The organism is Bradyrhizobium sp. Ec3.3 (assembly GCF_000472925.1).
Classification (GTDB): domain Bacteria; phylum Pseudomonadota; class Alphaproteobacteria; order Rhizobiales; family Xanthobacteraceae; genus Bradyrhizobium.
The window spans coordinates 137,781-153,390 of sequence record NZ_KI421477.1 but is presented as its reverse complement, the minus strand read 5'-3'; the positions used below and the strand labels follow the sequence as shown (position 1 = coordinate 153,390).

General features: G+C 59.2%; 15 protein-coding genes. 6 read left to right on the top strand and 9 right to left on the bottom strand.

Going from position 1 to position 15,610, the window contains the following annotated elements; all coding sequences use genetic code 11:
• Positions 1 to 241 precede the first annotated feature (241 nt).
• From YUU_RS0146645 to YUU_RS0146615, 7 genes are all read right to left on the bottom strand, one after another.
• Positions 242 to 1,213, bottom strand: coding sequence for an ABC transporter substrate-binding protein (locus YUU_RS0146645; RefSeq protein ID WP_027528246.1), 972 nt, complete (start codon positions 1,211 to 1,213; stop codon positions 242 to 244).
• A 573-nt stretch (positions 1,214 to 1,786) separates the two neighbouring features.
• Positions 1,787 to 2,128 (bottom strand): hypothetical protein, encoded by a 342-nt coding sequence (locus tag YUU_RS0146640; protein WP_027528245.1) that lies wholly within the window; start codon positions 2,126 to 2,128, stop codon positions 1,787 to 1,789.
• Positions 2,129 to 2,212: 84 nt separating this feature from the next.
• Positions 2,213 to 2,581 (bottom strand): hypothetical protein, encoded by a 369-nt coding sequence (locus YUU_RS55700; protein WP_051390297.1) that lies wholly within the window; start codon positions 2,579 to 2,581, stop codon positions 2,213 to 2,215.
• A 219-nt stretch (positions 2,582 to 2,800) separates the two neighbouring features.
• A complete protein-coding gene (locus YUU_RS0146630) occupies positions 2,801 to 3,442 on the bottom strand; it encodes a hypothetical protein (RefSeq protein ID WP_027528244.1) in 642 nt (213 codons plus the stop codon).
• A gap of 200 nt (positions 3,443 to 3,642) precedes the next feature.
• Positions 3,643 to 4,404 (bottom strand): hypothetical protein, encoded by a 762-nt coding sequence (locus YUU_RS59940; protein WP_156944955.1) that lies wholly within the window; start codon positions 4,402 to 4,404, stop codon positions 3,643 to 3,645.
• Positions 4,405 to 4,814: 410 nt separating this feature from the next.
• On the bottom strand, positions 4,815 to 5,096 hold the full coding sequence (locus YUU_RS54620; RefSeq protein WP_035665318.1) for an AlpA family transcriptional regulator: 282 nt from the start codon (positions 5,094 to 5,096) through the stop codon (positions 4,815 to 4,817).
• A gap of 203 nt (positions 5,097 to 5,299) precedes the next feature.
• A complete protein-coding gene (locus YUU_RS0146615) occupies positions 5,300 to 5,830 on the bottom strand; it encodes an Arc family DNA-binding protein (RefSeq protein WP_027528242.1) in 531 nt (176 codons plus the stop codon).
• Here YUU_RS0146615 and YUU_RS63190 point away from each other — a divergent pair.
• From YUU_RS63190 to YUU_RS0146590, 5 genes are all read left to right on the top strand, one after another.
• Positions 5,754 to 6,248 carry a helix-turn-helix domain-containing protein gene (locus YUU_RS63190; RefSeq protein WP_371260612.1) on the top strand — a complete coding sequence of 165 codons (495 nt, stop codon included), beginning with the start codon at positions 5,754 to 5,756 and terminating at the stop codon, positions 6,246 to 6,248. The genes YUU_RS0146615 and YUU_RS63190 overlap by 77 nt on opposite strands.
• Positions 6,249 to 6,278: 30 nt before the next feature.
• Entirely contained in the window at positions 6,279 to 6,704 is a 426-nt protein-coding gene (locus tag YUU_RS63185; RefSeq protein WP_084802029.1) for a helix-turn-helix domain-containing protein, read from the top strand.
• Between the two features lie 170 nt (positions 6,705 to 6,874).
• Entirely contained in the window at positions 6,875 to 8,602 is a 1,728-nt protein-coding gene (locus YUU_RS0146605; protein ID WP_198031985.1) for a site-specific integrase, read from the top strand.
• Between the two features lie 325 nt (positions 8,603 to 8,927).
• A complete protein-coding gene (locus YUU_RS55695; RefSeq protein WP_027528240.1) occupies positions 8,928 to 9,659 on the top strand; it encodes a site-specific integrase in 732 nt (243 codons plus the stop codon).
• Positions 9,660 to 10,095: 436 nt separating this feature from the next.
• Positions 10,096 to 11,454, top strand: a complete 1,359-nt coding sequence (locus tag YUU_RS0146590; protein ID WP_084802025.1) for an AAA family ATPase — start codon at positions 10,096 to 10,098, stop codon at positions 11,452 to 11,454.
• Between the two features lie 272 nt (positions 11,455 to 11,726).
• Here YUU_RS0146590 and YUU_RS0146580 read toward each other — a convergent pair whose 3' ends face one another.
• The gene (locus YUU_RS0146580; RefSeq protein WP_371260614.1) at positions 11,727 to 13,067 is read right to left on the bottom strand and encodes a tyrosine-type recombinase/integrase; all 1,341 of its coding nucleotides are present in this window, start codon (positions 13,065 to 13,067) and stop codon (positions 11,727 to 11,729) included.
• A gap of 550 nt (positions 13,068 to 13,617) precedes the next feature.
• A complete protein-coding gene (locus YUU_RS0146575; RefSeq protein WP_027528237.1) occupies positions 13,618 to 14,490 on the bottom strand; it encodes an SDR family oxidoreductase in 873 nt (290 codons plus the stop codon).
• 105 nt (positions 14,491 to 14,595) lie between these two features.
• On the opposite strand from YUU_RS0146575, the gene YUU_RS0146570 reads away from it, so the two are divergent.
• Positions 14,596 to 15,408, top strand: coding sequence for a crotonase/enoyl-CoA hydratase family protein (locus YUU_RS0146570; RefSeq protein WP_027528236.1), 813 nt, complete (start codon positions 14,596 to 14,598; stop codon positions 15,406 to 15,408).
• Positions 15,409 to 15,610: the final 202 nt, after the last annotated feature.

Here is a 15,610-nt window from a genome sequence, read left to right as displayed (position 1 = left end):
CGCTCTGGCGCTCAAGCTCGCAAGCGATTTCAACTTAGATGACAAACTGCAGAATGTAATTCTAGCCGTGTTTCAATCCTTCGCGTTTTTACACAGCCAGGGTCATGAGCGTCGAACTCTGCAATAGATGTCGGCCTGTTGATTTCCGCTATGCCCCGTTAGCGACCAATGGTGCATGGCGGTGCAATATGTCGCGAAGGGCCATTTTCGGACTCATGCGCCGCAGCAAATAACCGCCTCTCTATTCGATTACTTCGTCTGCAAGGGCGAGAAACGAGGGCGGTATGGTGAGGCCAAGCGCCTTTGCAGTCTTGAGGTTGATCACCAGTTCGAATTTGGTCGGCTGCTCAACCGGCAGATCGGCAGGCTTGGTGCCTTTGAGGATCTTATCGACGTAGTCGCCTGCACGGCGGAGGCTATTGGCTATATCGGGGCCGTATGAAACCAAACCGCCATTGGTGGCAAATAGTCGGAATAGGTAAATCGCGGGCAGACGATGCTTCGCCGCCAGCGCGGTAACGCGTGTGACGTTGTTAACCATCAAGGCATCGCCCATGACAACTATGGCATCGGGCTGCTGGGCTGCGGCCGAGGCAAAGGCGATGTCAAGTTCCTCGGCCGTGGTCGCCTCCACTATCGGCAGCGCGACGCCTAGTTTCTGGACAAGTTGGGGTATGTCCTCGACTACGTGCAACCTGTGCATTGGATTGTCCGGATTGACCAAGATCGCAATTTTCGAGGCGGTAGGAACCATTTGCCGCAGCTTTTCTATCGTTTTGCCAACGATCTCTCCCGGGACGAAGGACGCAAGACCAGTTACGTTGCCGCCTGGATGCGACAGGCTTTGGACGAGGCCGAGCCCCACGGGATCGACAGCAATGGCTACAATCGGAATGCTGGCTGTTGCCGGTTTCAGGGCTAAAGCTACTGGCGTGCCCGGGCCAAAGAGCACATCGGGCTTGAGGGCGACAAGTTCGTTCGCTAGAGGCGCTAGGCGCTCGGCATGATTCTCGGCCGACCGGTACTCAACGATCAGGTTCTTCCCTTCGATCCAGCCATGATCGCGCATGCTGTCCTGCCACACCTTGAAATTTGGCAAGTACAGGGGCGCGCTATCAAGATAGCCGACCCGGCGAGGCGTCCCCTGTGCGAGTGAACGCCGTGGTGAAACGAGCAGTGCCGCAGTGCCTGCGATGAATTCCCGCCGTCGCATGCATCCCTCCCTGCAAGGGTCACGCCTGTGGGAAGATAGAGCTTAGCACTTTACCGTGGGGATGTGAGGTGCCTCGAAGGACCGCTTCGGGTCAACCTCGGGTTCTGTTGCAAATCAAGCGCGACGTTTTCGGAATGGCGTATCACCGCTACTTTGCGAGCGGACTTTCGCTCTGTCAAATACCTCGTCCATGATTTCTCGGATGGTACGGGCGCAGCGACCGCACTGAGCTCTGCAGCCAAGGCAGCTAAAGACATAGCTGGTGGTTCGGCGCGTCGCAGTGTTGGCCACAGTTCGCACCTCGGTGTCGCTTAGGATGTTGCAGGAACAAACGATCATAGGAAGCCGCTAGCTCAATCCCATGTCCGCTTTATCACGCAGAAAGCGGACATTCATCACGACAACGGTGACGTCCGTTAGGGGTCACGAGCGTCGGCCTCTGCAATAGTCGTCGGCCTGTCGATTTCCGCTATGCCCCGTTAGCGACCAATGGTGCGTGGCGGTGCAATATGTAGCGAAGGGCCAAAACCAGACACACTGAAGCGACGCAGGGCTATGCGAAGTGGCGTAGTCCTAGTGCCGTTCAAACGTCGGTCGAGGAGTGCCCAGGACAGCAATGGCTCCAACCACCAGCAGCCAGAATGGAAGTACGCCAAAGCCCGGAATGGCTTCCAGAGCAAGTCCCGGCAATAGCAGCCACTGCCGGCCCAGCACCAAGAACAGCAGCAATGCCGTCGCAACATCTGTAACCCACCCGATCGGCGGCAGCGGAGTTACGAATGCACCAATGGCATCGGAGATGCCTGCGATGGCAAAGGCAAGGGCTAGGCGCTGTTTGGAAAATTTGAGAGTCTTTGTAGATGGCGTCTCCGCGCTGGTCGGCTGTTTGCTTGGTTCCGGAAGCGGTGGGGTCATTGTCGCGCCTTTAGTTCAAGAGGAGATCGTGGGCACTACGTCCTTCGCGAGCAGTTTGCGGGCCTGAGCGCGACGGCATGGGGCTTAGAAACCCGTCAGATAGAGGACATAGATGAGCGCCATGAGAGAATCGCCTGCAGCCGCCGACGCTGCGGCAGGACGCGAACGCAAGGAGGTGCCGAATATGCCCAGGGCCAGCGCCGCTTTCTCGATCACCCCGACGACCATCACTGGCCCACGAATCGGAGGATGAAACGCTGCATAGATGAGCAGCGCCCCGATCAAGAAAGTGAGCAGGCCCCAATGACGCGCTACGGTCAAGCCGACCTCGTCGGTCGGTGCCTCACCGTAAATCATGCGAAGCACCGGAGCCGGGGCGATAAACTGAAAAAGTGCAATCGCCGTGACGGCGCCGGTGACGATCAGAACGAGTTCAATGTGTTCACCGATCATTGTTGCCTGCCCGCCCTCGGAGCGCAGTCCTAGGTCGTCTCGCCTCCTCGACGCCATGGCGATGGTAGACCGCAATGCCACAGACGCTTGGTTCAATTGTCAACTAAGGGAAGAGGATCCAGGACGTCTTCCTTGGTGCCATCCCAGTGCTCTTCCCGTTGTTCTTTGAGCGCGCCCTCGTTGAAATCGAGGAAATAGAACGCGACCGACTTGTCGGGATCAGACGCGATGAACTCTCCCTGCTTGTCGTACTTTCCAAACCAAGGTCTGTCCAATATAGATAGGTCCATATTTGCCTTTTACCGCCACCTGGACATCGTAGCCCTGAATCTTGGTGGCAACCAATTCCGCCCAATACGGCCTCGTTTGCGGGTCCGTGTAACTCAAGACCACGAGGTTCGATGTTGCGCCTTTCGCTAGAGGATGGCTGTCGAGCAGCATGGTATCAAATTTCGCCTGGGGTATGATGGGGGAGCTGGGAACGAGCAAGCTTTCCTTGATTCGGTTTCTTCCTTTCGAAACTCTCTTGTTGTTCGACGGGAAGAATATCTTTCCTCGCCAACACTTCCCGACGAAGTATTCTGTGGCATCGGCAACGAGCTGGTTGCTGTCGACATTGAGATACTTGCCCTTGATGGTGAGAAAGTTCAGCAGTTGTGAAACATACTTGCCCCCGATGTCTGGCTTCGCAAGGCCCGCGCCTGCCGAATAGCCTACAGGCAGCGCGTCCATGTTCAGTCCATTCTTGAACATGTTGTCCAGCTCGTCGAACCGGTTTGCTCGAGCCATATCCTGAAGAGTCCAAACGGTGAGGCCGCCGTCTCCGGTTTTAAGACTCGGATCGTTGTGGCTGTATGCCATGGTTGCATCTCCCTCGTTGAAGTTTGAGCAGGAAGCGGCAGTACAGCGGCACCCGCCCCCAACACCTACATGCCGCCGTATCCAAAAACGCTGGGCCCTATGCCCGATCGAAGGCATTGCATCCGAGATCCCCACACTGCTGACACCAAAGCGCGGAGCCTAGTTCGTCGCGACCGGCGTCCGGCTCAACGTCAATTATGTCACTCGGACTTCCGCGGCGGTCCAATCAGCGGCGTGCGCACCGGTTTGGCCATGCCGTAGAACGCCACCAGTCCCTGACCACCGCCGAGCGTGGTCTGCGCCTCGTCAACATGTTCCAGCGCGGCCTGGTACATCTGCCAATTGTTACCCACCCATACATCCCCCGCCGGATCGATGGCGATGTCCACGTGCATGTGCATCCCGCCGCCGACAAAGCCGCCCGGCGGCGATATAGGATCGCCCATCTTCATGCCGGGCGGGCAGGTCTCGATGCGGTAGCCGCAGAGTCCGGCAATAGAGTCCGGCGGGTTGGAGAAGTTGGAGACCCAGACGCGGTCGTTGCCGTCAATGGCGATCGCCCATGGAACGACAATGCCGTTACCGTACACCGGCGGCCGCGCCCACGTGCCATCGGGGCGCAGAACTACGACGGCGCCACCGTCGGGGCCGGGACGCACCGCGACCATCTCGCGCACCAGTAGGGGATCGGGATTATCTCCTCGCAACGCAAGCAACGCCGCGCGACCGACGGTCAACCAAGCAAGCTCGCGGCTGCCGAAGTGGCTGGCAACCCAAAGATTGCCCTGACCGTCAACCGCCGTCCCGCCGGGGCTGATACCAACCTTGAACGTCTCCGCCTTACTTGGGTCGGAGGCAGGGAATCGAGTAACCCAGTCGCTAATGAAATTGGAAACCCAGATGCGATCCTGTTGGTCAATAGCGAGGTGAAACGGTGCAACGAACGACTTGCAAGGCTCCACGTCTCTTCCCTCGCAGATGATACGTGCTTTAGCTGGATCACCTTTGGGGAAGTAAACTCGCTTTGTGCCTCCTTGGGCAAACTGCTGGTGTGGACCCAAATGTCACTGTTGGGCCCGCGCAGGAAATAGGCGCGACCCACACAGTCCCACTCGTGGGGAAGATCCTCCAACACCCCATATGGATCTGCCATCTGTGCCCAACCCCAGGTCAACTCCGCCGTGGCAGGATCGATTAGTTTGCCCGCGGCTGCGCGTTCCTCCATGAACTTGTGCCACTCCTTGCTGTGATACTTCATGTGGCTTCCTTCAGTGCTTTGAGAGGTAGGGCAGTTGCGACACTCTCGACGCTGCGCGAAACACTTCGCAGAGAACGCGTTTCTGCTTTGTCCTCAAGAGCAGCAGTGCGCGCGCTATGACGCACCAAGCGAAGCCCGGCGACCCTTACCCCGTCTTCTGTGCGGATCGAGCTCATCGACGGCGTTTTGCCAAGCGATAATCTCGTCCTCGAACCATACCCTGCGGTTCGGGCTGATGTAGGTCGATCGTGGAAACCGGCCTGCCTTCTCCAACCTGAAAAGCGTAGTGCGGCTGACCGGGACAATCTGTAGGACCTGCTTTTCGTTCAGCATGCGTCGCGGTCCGGAGCTATCCGTGGTGCCGGCCTGAGCTTCTGCTTGTTTTGCTGCGATCATCACGAACTTCCTTCCAAGTTCGTTCTAGCCAAGCCTTCTATTTTGCTGAGGACATCGCACGGCAGGACGCCGTGCAAAACCTCGCATCGCTTCGCCTAAGCTCGAACCACAAATGGGAGCGCCGCTTGCCGGTCGCGTCGACATAGGGTGCGCGGTACGTGATTAGCCGGATCGCGGAATGCGCTTCTCAACCTTTCCCACCATCATTTTTGCTCCTTGTCCTTTGTGCTCGTGTTGGTCGGCGTGTCATCGCCCTGCTTGATGAAAATGTCTCTCAATTGTCGCGCAGTGGTATCAACCGAAAGAGTCCGCAGCCAGCTGACGGTGTCCCAGACTTGGAAGTCCGACATCCCTGGCTTGGTTACCAGCAGATGCTCGATGACCGCGAGCATTGCGCCTTCGTAGCTGTCGGGATCCTTGATCCACTCGTTCACTGGCCGGGCAGTGCCGGATCGCTTCATCTCCGAGAGACGCCCCGCATCCGAGAAACGTGTGATCAATCGAATAGCAAGTTGACGAAGTTCTGGATCGGGGAACGCCGCTTCGTCCTCGAACGAGCGATTGATGCGCTGTTCGAATTCCTCGCTGATTGAGCGGCCGTGTGCGTCGGCGGCAGCCGCCACTTGCTGATAGATCGGTTCTTGCAGGCGCACGGTGATGGTGATGCGCTTCGCGCGGTACTTGGCGGGGCGCCCGCGCGGCCGTTTGGCCACCTTTGTTTTTGCTCGCTTCATAGCCTATTTTATCACGATATTTTGTGCGGTTGAAAACAAACTCAATAATGATAGCATGGTTTCAGGTCGGAGCGGCGGTATCTGTGACGACAAATCGCAAGGAGGCGCTGATGAGGAAGCAATCGAGCGTCAGGTCCGGCGGGGACGCTCCAAGGGCCCAGGGGCCAGGCCGCCGCAACGATTCATGTCCATCAAGGACGTCGCCGACCGACTATACGTATCGACCAGGACAGTCTGTCGGTGGATCCACTTAGGGCTTGTCGCTCACAAAATCGGCGGGCGCGTCTGCATCGGAGAGAATGACTTACGAGCATTCCGACGCGGGTTTTCATCGCTCCAGTCTTATTTTGTCTTGTCCTCTCAGACACTCATGGAGTGTCGCGTCGCTACTCCACGCGCCGTCATGCGATGGAGATGAAATCCGCGCCTACTGGGTGAGGTTACCAAAATGCCGGCCCATCGCCATCACAAACGTTCCAAGAACGATGCGCGCAGTCCTGGGGTTGTGGCCCCGGAGGCGTGCTCCGACAATCCTCGAGGCCGAATTCGAAATCAGCCTGACTCTTTTGCGGTTGCAGAGATTGGCCCGGTCCGCGGCATCAATATCCGCGACGAGCTATCTGCGAGTAAGGGGTCACCGATGAGCAAGCAATCCCGCAAACGGTTCGGCGGGCGACGCTCCAAGGGCCCAGGGGCCATGCCGCCGCAACGCTTCGTGTCCATCAAGGACGTAGCCGAGCAGTTGGGCGTATCGACCCGCACAGTCAGTCGGTGGATCGAGACAGGGGAGCTTGTTGCCCACCGGTTCGGCCGGCTCGTCCGCGTCGGAGAGATCGACCTGCAACGATTCTTGGCGACTAGACGCGGGTTTTAACCGGTCGCCGCCGTCCTATTTTGTCTCCTCCTGTCAGAGGCTTACAAAGAATCGGGAAAACTCCAACGAACTACATGTTCGGTATTTGCTCGCATAGTCTTCCCGAATTTCGGGTTCTGGCAGCTCAGGTCACCGTCCTGTCGCGGCGTGTCGTAACGGAGAAAGTGAATTTGAGCCAGACAACGAAGCCAGTAAGCGGCGACCTAATCACCTTCGGTCATGTGCTGGAGCGGCTGGCCGCCGACCCGGCTCTATCGCCGACCCGCCGTCGGGACTTGCGGTCGGCCATCACGACCTACGCCAAACTCACCGACCGCGCCCCGAACTCGATCACGCTCGACTTCGGCGAAATACGTGAGACGTTTGATCGCATCGTACCGGCCGCGGCCAAGGTCAGTCGCAAGCGCTGGGCCAATTTGCGCAGCGATCTTCTAACGGCAATCGGAGCCTCGGGGCTTCGACCAATACTCAGAACCTCGAAGCTGCCACTTGATCCGGCCTGGACCGATCTTTACAGCCGCATCACCCGTCCGAAAGCGCGGAACGGGCTTTCGCGCTTCGTCCGCTGGGCAACTCTGCGCCGGATTTTCCCGGAAGCCGTGGATGGGCACACGATTGAACAATTCGTGGCCGACCTCGATCGCTACACCCTTATTCGTGACTTTCGTTGGCAGCATCGCTCTCTCGTATCAATTTGGAATAGCTTGGCGGACCTGCAACCCGATCTGAAACTGAAGCGCGTTGTATTGCCGCCAACAAAAAAAACACCCAAGTGGGTTCGCTGGGACGCATTGCCGCCCCAGTTTCAGGCCGACGTCGGACGGTACTTTGAGTGGTGCGCAGTTACAGATCCTCTTGACGCAACTTCCCGGAAACGTGCCCTGGCACCGCTGACACGGGAATTGCGACGCAATCACATCCGGTCGGCCGCGACCGACGCGATTGCCGCCGGCATCGATGTTGCGACGCTAACTTCTCTAGCACTGCTTGTGGAGGTCCCAACAGTCACGGCCCTCGTGCGGCATCGTTGGCAGGTCGACGGACGCAAGCTTTCCCTCTATGCATCGAATGCCCTGGTCACGTTGATAACGATCGCGTCTGAATGGGTGAAGGCCCCACCTGATCAGATCGCGGCATTGAAAACGCTCCTCAGCAAGGTTGCTACTGCACAGATCGGAATGACCGAGAAGAACAGCGCGCTCCTACGTAAGTTTGATGACCCGCGCTTGCTTTTAAAACTTGTCGAGCTGCCGGATCGACTTTGGCGGAATGCGCAGCGCAACTCGGCAAGATCGCCGCGGCGGGCATTCGTCGATCTGCAGACAGCGCTCGCGATCGATCTGCTACTGCACATGCCGGTGAGAATTGAGAACTTATGGTCGTTGGACTTCCGCAAGCACTTCCATTGGCCGCAACATCCACGGAAATCGGTGTGCGTGGCGTTCTCGAGCAACGAGACCAAAAACCTCCAAGCGCAGGACTTCGAAATTCCTAAATCGCTTGCAGACCGACTGCTGCTGTTTCGCAACGAGATCGCCCCCACGTTCACCGGCTCGCGACCCGACCGTCTGTTCATTCAACCAAACGGTGCCCCTCGCGCGAAGTCGCGAGTCGCGGCCAGCATTAAAAAAGCCACGCGCGAATATCTTGGCGTGGTTTGCACGCCCCACCAATTTCGGCATCTGGCAGCGAAGATCACTTTGAAGGCGAACCGTGGCGCGCTCGAACAGGTCCGGCAACTCCTCGGCCATAAAAACCCTCAGACCACGTCCCGCTTCTACGCCGGCATAGACACATTGGCGGCTGGACGTGCGCACGCCGATTTGATCATGCAACTGCGCGAACCGAAGGCCGCGCAACGGCGCCGGGCGCCAAAGCGAGGCAACGCAAATGCCTAGATCTCGTGGGGTCGCCATCCAAGAACTCCCGTGGCGAGATTGGCCGCTGACAGACCAAAAGCTCTGGTCGCACGCTGTTTCGGACGGTGATCCATTCAGCAACGCAGGAGCAGCGCGCCTGTCCAAGGTTACTCTGGATGCGAGGTGGCATGCATGGAGGAGGTTTCTGGGGTTCTTGGCACGCGAGGAGCCCCTCGCATTGCACCTCGCGCCGGCAGAGCGCTTAAACGCCGAGCGAATTCGAGCGTTTACATCGTACCTCGCGCGGACGAACGCCGCCCGCAGTCTCGCGGACCACATTACGAGACTATACGGTGCAGCCCATATGATGATGCCCGAGCGCGACTGGACTTGGCTCAGAGATATCACCGGGCGTCTCCATGCGGCGGTTCCCAAGTCGACGGTTTCTGCGCCGGTGATCACTAGCATTCCGGTGTTGAAGCTTGGCTTGGAATTGATGATCGAAAGCCAGCCTCTGGAAGGTGGGAAGTTGACGGAATCCATTGCGGCTGGTTATCGGAACGGGTTGATGATCGCGCTTCTCGCGTTCATCCCACTCCGCGCGAAGAATTGTCTTGGGCTCGAGATCGGCCGCCATTTGGTCCGAGAACAGGATGAGTGGTTCATCATCATTCCAAGATCCGAAACGAAAACCAGAACACCGATCGAGTTCGCGGTCCCGGAGATTTTGAATGAATATCTCGAGCTGTATCTTGAAGTGATACGTCCATGGCTGCAGCGCGGACGCGCGGGCGACGCGCTGTGGCTGAGCCGCCAAGCGGAAGGCGCTTTGAGCCATCAAACGTTCGGTCGTGTCCTCGCCAGACTTTCGTCCGAGCACCTTGGCCTTCGTCTATCACCGCACGATCTGCGTGACGCTGCGGCGACCACCTGGGCGATCGCCAAGCCATCGCAAATCGCTGTCAGCAAAGATCTGCTCGCGCATAACGACCTGCGCACGACGACGCGACATTACAACCGCGCTCGCGGCATCGAGGCTAGCCGGGCGCAGGCACGGCTGATTGCCGAACTGCGAAAACGCCGGACGCGGTGTTAGATTCCAGCCAAGGAAAGCCATAGTGAGAAACCGCGCGCGGTCGGGCCGCGAAGGCGGCGCGATGTCCGTTCGAGATCGCTCACCGGTTGATCCTCCGGAATTTGCGATACTAGCAGAGGCAGCAAAGGTGAAAAATGCAAGTGCCAGATATGGCGATGGGGGCGATCTCGCGCCGAGTTATGCACCCCAAGTGTCTTTAGATGCCCGGCCGACGTTTGAAGCCTGCGAATATCCAACCGAGCACCAAGCCGAATTCTAGCAATGCCAGCGGGCGCGGATACATTCGCGGGGTGAAGCACGGCGATTCGATAGGTATTCGGGTTAACAGGCCAATCGCGGGTCGCCCTGGACGGCAACGCTCCCTGGTTGCATCAATACAGGCGAAACGTTTAAGGTCACATCCGCGCCTATCTCCAACCAGCCGGACTCCCACCACGTGCCCCGCCTCTCATCTGTTGTGATACGTCGGTTTAAGCGTATCGACGAAATCGAAATTCCACTTGATGACGTCACGCTTCTCATTGGGGCTAACAATTCCGGAAAGAGTAGCATACTCCAAGCAATCCACTTCGCCGTCTCGATCGCGCAAACCGCCCGCCTAGTGGGTGAAGGCGTTGCCTGGCAGAATGACGCGTTCCAGCTTTCTTTCAACCCATCTCAATTGCTCTACTCGCCTGTGGCCGACGTCCACTCGCTCGCGATAGGCGGCGCTTTGCAAGAGCCGAGGCAGACGCAAATCGAGATCGAATTGCAAGGCAACGATGGGCAGCGCTGTATTGTCGGCCTCCGTCGCGGCCGCAATCGGAATATTGCGGTCTCGATTACGGGAAGGATCATCGGCGAACAGCTTATGTCAGTGACTCAACCGTTCACCATTTATGCGCCTGGCCTCGCGGGAGTACCGAAAGAAGAAAAGTACATGTCCCCTGGGTTGGTTCGCCGCTTTGTGGCAAGGGGCGACGCGAATCTCACGCTCCGCAACGTGCTTCGCATGCTGAAGGCGTCGGATACTCAGTGGGCCGGGTTTATCGACGATATGCAATCGATCTTTGAGGGCATTCAAGTCGAGGTCGATTTTGATGAATCTACTGACGAAAACATAACTGTCTACTTTCAGTTTCCCGGTGGACCTCGGCTGCCCATCGACGCAGCGGGCACCTCGGTTCTGCAGGCGGCCCAAATTCTTGCTTACATCTCGCTGTTCCAGCCACGGGTCCTGATTCTCGATGAGCCAGATTCGCACCTCCACCCAGACAATCAGCGAGTACTCTGCGATCTTATCTTCCAGCTCGCATCAGAACGCGGGTTTCAAGCACTCATCAGCACCCACTCTCGCCATGTCCTAAACTCTATGAAAGACCGAGCATCAATTATCTGGTTGAGCAAGGGAACCAAGGTCGACTCGCCCGATATCAACACGACTGAGGTTCTGCTTGAGCTAGGCGCTCTAGACAATCCTAGTGTGTCAGTCGAGCGTATTCAGCGACTGATTGACCAAGCAACTGACGAAACGACTGACAAGTCGATCGAAGCGATTGTAAATCAGCGCACGACAGAAGCTTTCCGAAAGCGTCAGGCAGGCGGCGAGCCGCCAAATCATGGTGCAATAGCTATCAAAGCAAAAAACGACTACAGCTCTGATCCTTCCAAGCTCCGTCGAGGCAAAATCGCTCTTGGCAGATTGGTCGCGCTGCTCCAGCAGGAGTTAGGCGCCAACCCTCGCATTTTCTTTCCAAGCGAACACTTGAGATCGCAAAAGCTGACCGACGTTGCAGGAACGATTTGGGTACCGTAGTTGCGGCGCTATACCCGGTGCGAGACCCGCCGCCAACCTTTCCTGCCCCCCGACGCGCGAGCGACCAAGCTTTTGACGTGAACAATGGCAAGCAGCGATGGAGGCGCTGATGCTGGTGGCCGAGGGCGGTGGTCCGACCATGTTCGTGCGCGTCGGGACCATGCGGGCGCTGAACCGGCACAGGGGTCCGATCTGCGGGAGCTGATCAGGAAGCTCCGGCAGCGGCATGCATTGGCCCGGCGTCTTGCGCGCGGCGGCGGCGGGAGGGGCTTTCACGCCGCCATCTTCAACCTACCCTCGGCCGTAGTCCCGATGATCCGCCGCAGCTCCGCTGCGATGCCGTCGAGCACCGCACGCTTTTCCTTCATCCGCTTTGAATGATTGTAGACCTTTCCAGTGACGCTGGGCACGACCTGCTCGCCCTTATTGCTCGCGGCGTGGTCAAGACACTTCGCGATCCACGCATCATCGAAGCCGAGGTCACCGGCCAAGGTCGCGCTAGTGCGGCGTAGATCGTGCGGTGTGAACGGCTTCAGGCCGAGCAGCGCGCAGATACCCGGGGTTTTTGTCTGTCCCTTGCGCTTGCCATCGGTGTGTTTGGTGCCGCGAAGCGCTACCGCCATCACCTTGCGATTCATCCGCTGGTCACCGAGAGGGCTGGCAAAGACAAACTGTTGCTTGTCGCTGGTCAGCGCCTCCTTGATGATCTCGACCGCGAGATTTGATAGCGGCTGCTGGATCACGCGGCGCTTCTTGACTCGCTTCAGCGGCACGTCAAAGCGGGGATGCTCGCCCTTGAGATCGAACAGCTCGTTCCGGTGTGCGCCGAGCAGTTCATTCGAGCGCAGCATGGTGACCAACTCGAACTTGAGCGCCAGCCGGGTCCGGCGGTCCCATGGCAAATCCTCGCGGTCGAGGCCGTGCCAGAAAATCCTGATCTCCTCCTCGGACAATACCCGCGTGCGCGGATGCTCCGGGTCAAGCTTCGGCAGGTTGACGCAGGGGCTGGCGGTCACGTAGTCGCGGCCTGCTTCCGCCGCCCAATTGAATAGCGCCGACGCCGCTTTGCGCATCTGCCGCGCATTGCTGGTTGACGGGACGCCGAACTTTCCGGCGACGATGTCGTTCGAGAGCGTGGCGATATTGTGCTTGGTGACCTCGGTGGCGAGTTTCTTTCCCAGCCGGGGGCTTAAAAACCGCCGCAGATTGCTCGCGGTCGTCTCCCAACTCTCCAGCCGGGGCCGCATCTCGCCGTCCGGCTTAATGACCGGCGTTTTCATCCATTCGATCCGCTCGGCGATGATGTCGTCGACGGCCCGGCCGCGCTTGGTCTTCAGGATCTTCTGTTGCCGCAGGCCCTCGGCGATGTTCTCGCCGTTGCCGAGACGGGCCTTGAGCGCATAGACGGCACTGCGGGCGTGCTCGACGGTGAAGGTCTCGGGGTTATAGACGCCCAACACGGTCGAGCGCTGCTTGCCGTCGGCCGGGTCGGTGAACTTGAAATTGAACGTCGTCGTGCCCGCCGGGATGATGCTGCCGTAGAGACCGGGGCATTTGCGGTCGTAGAGCTTGACCCGTTTGGCGACACGCTTCTTGCAGAGGCGGTCGGTCAGAATGAGGCTGCCGTTGCGCGCCCGCTTGCCAGCGGGCCCATTGATGGTGGTAGTTTCATGTGGTTTCGGCTCCTAAGGCTTGAGACCAAAGGGCCCGGCTTTTGGGGTTTCAGTTTGTCGTGCGGACGCTGAAAGCCCTAGGGCCGGGCCCTAGATTTGGCGAAGCCCGCAGAAACAGCCCGCAACAAGCCTAAGCAAAAAGGCCTACTTTCAAAGCGTTTTCTTAGTTTCGGCGGGTTTCACCGAATACCAAAATAATGCCCTGTGGTTATGGGTCCCGGGCTCGCGCTGTGCGCGCCCCGGGACGACGATTGAGATCAATTCACCCGCCGGTCCTTCCCCGCTCTATCCGGCTCGCGCAGTTGGCGCCGGAAAGTCTTCGCGCGAAGACAAGGTAAAGGCTGGATGGTTTCGTGTCCCGGACGCGCTGCAACGCGGAGCGTTGCTGCGCAGAGCCGGGACCCAGACTTGATGTGGCCGAGATGGGCCCCGGCTCAGCAGCGCACCACGCCGCAAGTGCGGCGCGCTGCGCTGCGTCCGGGGCACGAGGTCACCCCCGCGCGGCCCGGTCCTTCTCGTTTTGCGCCTTGATACTCTCGCGGGCGGTGTTCCAGTCGTCGTCGCTCCAGTCGCGGAGCTGGTAGAAATTGCCGCCCATGGCGAGCGCCTGCGCGCCGTCCATGGCGATGGTCTCGCCGTTGATCCAGTCGCAGCCGCCGGAGATCAGGAACACAGCGAGGTTCTGTAGTTCCTCCATGGTGCCGACGCGGCCCATCGGGTTCATCGCCTTGGTGCGCGCGCCGGCCTCATCGCCCGGCTTGATGCGTTTGCTCATGCCCTCGGTTGGAATTTCGCCGGGCGCGATCGTGTTCAGCCGGATGCCGTGGCGGCCCCATTCGGTCGCAAGCGACATCGTCATGGCGTGGATCGCCGACTTGCTCATCGCCGACGGCACGACGTAAGGCGAGCCGTTGCGCACCCAGGTCACGGTGATCGAGACGACGTTGCCCGGCTGCTTCGCGGCGATCCAGCGCTTGCCCACCGCGTGCGTCACGTAGAACGTGCCGTGCATGACGATGTTGGCGACTGCATCGAAGCCGCGCGGCGAGAGCTCTTCCGTGCGCGAGATGAAGTTGCCGGCGGCGTTGTTGATGAGGTCGGTCAGCGCGCCATCGCGAAAGATGTTCTCGATCATCTCCTCGACCGCGAGCGCGTTGCGGATGTCGACCCCGTGGCTGGTGACGCGGCCGCCGTAGAGATCCATCAGCTCGGTCGCGGTCTCGTCGCACACGATCTTGCGCCGGCCACAGATGTGCACCTCGGCGCCGAGCTGGAGAAAGCGCGCCGCCATCGATTTGCCGAGACCGGTGCCGCCGCCGGTCACAAGGATGCGCCGGCCGGCCAGAAGATTTTCCTTGAACATGGCGTTTCCCTCGGTGGATTTATGAGTTAATTGGTCGATTGACTAAATCCGGCCGCCGCCTTTCTGTAAAGCGGCTGCCGTTCAAGATCAGGGGAGAATTCGTCGATGGAAGAGCGCGTCTCGATTTCGATTTCGGAAGGCGTCGCCGACGTGCGCCTTGTGAGGGCGGACAAGATGAATGCGCTGGATCAGACGATGTTTCAGGCATTGGTCGACGCAACCGACCGTCTTTCCAAAGAAAAAGGCGTGCGCGCCGTGGTGCTCTCAGGCGAGGGGCGGGCGTTCTGCGCTGGCCTCGACATGGGTCGTTTTGCCGCCATGAAGGAGAAGGGCGGCAACGGAATTCCGGGTGGCGAAAATCGCGATCTCACCGCGCGCACGCACGGCAAGGCGAATTTTGCGCAGCAGGCGGTGTGGGGCTGGCGTCAGCTCCCGGTGCCTGTCATCGCGGCGGTGCATGGCGTCGCCTTCGGCGGCGGCTTCCAGCTCGCGCTCGGCGCCGACATGCGCTTCGTCGCGCCCGATACGCGGATGTCGATCATGGAGATCAAATGGGGCCTCGTGCCCGACATGGCGGGCACGCCGATCCTGGCTTCGCTCGTGCGAGACGACATTCTGCGCGAGCTCACTTACACGGGGCGCATCTTCTCGGCGCAGGAGGCGATGTCATACGGCCTCGCAACGCGTATTTGCGATGATCCGCGCATCGCGGCGCTCGAAGTCGCGCGCGAGATCGCCGGCAAGAGCCCGGATGCGATCCGCGCGGCAAAGCGCATGCTGAATACTCTTTCGGTCGATCCGGCTCCCGCGCTGCTCGCCGAATCCGTCGAGCAGCAAAAACTGATCGGCAGTGCGAACCAGACCGAAGCCGTTCGGGCCAATATGGAGAAGCGCGCACCGAGGTTTGCTGATGAATAAATTGACTCTGTCATTCCGGGGCGATGCGACGGGACCGCGCGAGCGCGGCCCGGAGCATCGAGCCCGGAATCCATAACCACCATCGGGAGTATGGATTCTCAGATGCGCAATTGCGCATCATAGCTCGCGACTTCGTCGCGCCCCGGAATGACGACCGCATTGTGTCCACGCCCTTAAAACCCGACGAAAGATCGGAAAACAA